Origin of the sequence: Paraburkholderia sp. CNPSo 3274, assembly GCF_024206475.1 — a bacterium.
In the GTDB taxonomy this organism is placed as follows: Bacteria; Pseudomonadota; Gammaproteobacteria; order Burkholderiales; family Burkholderiaceae; genus Paraburkholderia.
In genome coordinates, this window is record NZ_JAMBPR010000180.1 from 1 (window position 1) to 2,898 (window position 2,898).

The window sequence follows — 2,898 nt, forward strand, 5'->3', positions numbered from 1 at the left end:
ACTTCATGTAGAGCCTCATCTGATGGTCGTTGATGTGTCGGCCGGGCAACTCAGCCTCCCTTCGCTACATGGAAGAGCTGTTCATACCCGATTTACCGCGACCACCGACAAGGCACCCCGGCAGCGGGGCGGACTCCTCGGCGCGGCGTTGCGGCAGCGGTTCCGGGCTACGCCCTCCACCGCTGCCGCAACGCCAGTACTCTCATCCTGATTGACGCGCTGCTCTCATCTTGTTTGACGCGCGGCACGGCGTACCCCGCGACGGTGCAGCAGTGCTCCAGGGCATCGTCTGGTGCGGACAATGCGGTCACAAGATGGCGGTGCAGTACAAGAACGCCAACGCCTACGTCTGTAACTATCTGCTGCGCAGTCAGGGGGGGCAGCTATGCCAGCACCTGCCTGCTGACCTGATCGATGCGCGGGTCGTGGAGGCATTCCTCGCGGCAATTGGACCGGCAGAGCTGGAGACCTGGGCCCGTGCAAAACATGCAAGACAGCAGAGCCGTGACGCCACCAATCGGGCAGAGGCGCAGCAGGTCGAACGGCTACGCTATCAGGCGCTCCTGGCCGAGCGCCAATACAATCGCGTCGATCCGGATAACCGTTTGATTGCTGCCGAGCTTGAGCGGCGATGGGAAACGGCGCTGCGCGAATTGCGCCAGGCGGAGGATGCGCTCGCCCTTCGTCAGGCTGAGGCATGCAAAACGGAGGCGCTGAGTGCTGAGGAGCAAAACGACTTCCTTGCGCTCGGTGCCCGGCTACCGGAAGTCTGGCAGCTGCCGCAAGTCAATCGCGAGAGCAAAAAGGCCCTGCTGCGTTCCCTCATTGATAAAGTGATTCTGCACCGGGTCATGCGTGACCGCATCACGATCCGTGTTGTCTGGCGAGGTGGCGAAATATCCCAGCTGGAGGTTGAACCCCGGGTGCATGCCGTGTCGGCGCTCTCGCGGGGCGCCGAGATGGAAGCCCGCGTGCTTGAACTTGCCCGGCAGGGCACCGACGATGTCACGATCGCCTGCATCCTCACCCAGGAGGGGCATCACTCGGCCCGATGCAGCCATGTTCCGGCACGGACCGTACAGCTCATTCGGCAGCGACATCGTGTGCTGCACGACGCCAGATCAATGCGTGAGCGGCATATTGCGGGATGGTTGACTATCGCCAGGGTGGCGCAATCCCTGCAGGTTTCTACCTCCTGGGTCAAGCGGCGCATCCGTACCGGCATCATCACTGTACAGCGCGACCCCCATGACAAGCGGTTCCTGTTCCCGGATACCGCGGAAAGCATCGCTGCACTCCAGGAACTCAAATCGGGCGTGCGGGACCATCTCGTCATCGCCCCCCGGGCAAACAGATGAGGGCATCAACATGACCGATCGTACGATCCGCGCTGCGTCAACGATCGGCTGCTGCTGGGCATGAAGGGCACGATGTCGGAGATGGAGTTATCCTTTCTGCGCCAACGGTCCGTCGAAGCCATCAAGCTCAAGGCTGCGCGAGGTGATCTTCACACGACGGTTGCCATCGGCTACGTGCGCAGCGAGGGAGACCGGATCGAGCCCGACCCCGATCTGCGTATCCGCGAGGCGATCACGACAGTGTTGAGCCGATTCGCCCAGGCTGGGAGCGTGCGCCAGACGCTGCTGTGGTTTCGGCAAGAGCACATGGAACTGCCCGCGGTCGTCTACGAAGAGGGACGGCGCCGCGTGGTCTGGCGGCTGCCGGTCTATAACACGGTGCTCAAGATCCTCACTAATCCCGTCTATGCCGGTGCTTACGTTCGGTCGCACCGAAACGCGAGTGCGGATCGAAGCCGGCCGCAAGTGCATCGTGCGCGGCCATCGTCGTCCTCAGGACCATTGGCAGGTCTTGATACAGGACCACCACGAAGGCTATATTGACTGGCATACCTACGAGCACAACCAACGCGTGATCGCCGACAACACCAACATGCGCGGCGATATGGCCCGCGGCGCGCTGCGTCGCGGCGAGGCCTTGCTGGCAGGGTTGCTGCGATGCGCGCACTGCGGGCGCAAGCTGCACGTTGCCTATAGCGGCCGCAACGGGAACACGGCCCGCTACCACTGCAGGGGCGCCGCGATTAACCACGGAATGGAACATGGTTGCATCTCATTCGGCGCTCTACGCGTGGACGAGTCGGTCTCCCGTGAAGTACTGAGCCTGCTACGTCCGCTCGGGGTACAGGCAGCGGTTCGCGCTATTGAACAACGGGCCGACGACGGCCACATAAAGCGGCGACAGCTCGAACTCGCGTTGGAGCAAAGCCGCTTCGAGGCAGCGCGTGCGCAGCGACAGTTCGATGCCGTTGACCCGGGCAATCGACTGGTAGCCGCCGAGCTCGAGCGGCGCTGGAACGAGCGGCTCGCCGAGGTCGCCCGGCGCGAGGCGGGGATCGAGGCATTACAGAGCCACGCTGACTCGAGTCTGACGCCACGGCAGCGTGAAGAACTGATGGCGCTGGGCACGGACTTGCCGCGTGTGTGGTCTCATCCTTCGGCAAGCAACGAAGTGCGCAAGCGCATCTTGCGCTGCGTTCTCAAGGAGATTGTGGCACGCGTGGTCGAGACGCATATTGAACTTGTCATTCATTGGCAGGGCGGCGACCATACCGAATTGAGCGTGATGAAGAACTGAACCGCCCCGGGATTTCCGGAGGCTCCACTTCTTGAGAAAATGGAGCTATGGAAAACACCAAGAAGAAGTCCCCAAGGTACTCGCCGGAAGTTCGTGAGCGGGCTGTGCGAATGGTACTGGAACATCAGGGCGACCACGAATCGCAATGGAAAGTGATCGCCTCGATCGCAGCGAAGCTGGGCTGCTCGGGCGAGACGCTGCGTAGCTGGGTGCGCAAGGAAGAGCGGGATCGGGGTTTGCGCC

At 62.4% G+C, this 2,898-nt stretch carries 4 protein-coding genes; all 4 read left to right on the forward strand.

Annotated features, from left to right (window positions below; translation table 11 throughout):
* The first annotated feature begins 272 nt into the window (after positions 1–272).
* On the forward strand, positions 273–1,358 hold the full coding sequence (locus M3I54_RS43805; RefSeq protein WP_254346625.1) for a zinc ribbon domain-containing protein: 1,086 nt from the start codon (positions 273–275) through the stop codon (positions 1,356–1,358).
* A 60-nt stretch (positions 1,359–1,418) separates the two neighbouring features.
* Complete coding sequence (locus tag M3I54_RS43810) at positions 1,419–1,901, forward strand: recombinase family protein (protein WP_254346627.1); 483 nt, start codon at positions 1,419–1,421, stop codon at positions 1,899–1,901.
* Complete coding sequence (locus tag M3I54_RS43815) at positions 1,801–2,655, forward strand: recombinase zinc beta ribbon domain-containing protein (RefSeq protein ID WP_254346630.1); 855 nt, start codon at positions 1,801–1,803, stop codon at positions 2,653–2,655. Before M3I54_RS43810 ends, M3I54_RS43815 begins: the two co-directional genes overlap by 101 nt.
* Positions 2,656–2,702: 47 nt before the next feature.
* A partial coding sequence (locus M3I54_RS43820) for a transposase (protein WP_254346201.1) occupies positions 2,703–2,898 on the forward strand: 196 nt, incomplete at its 3' end.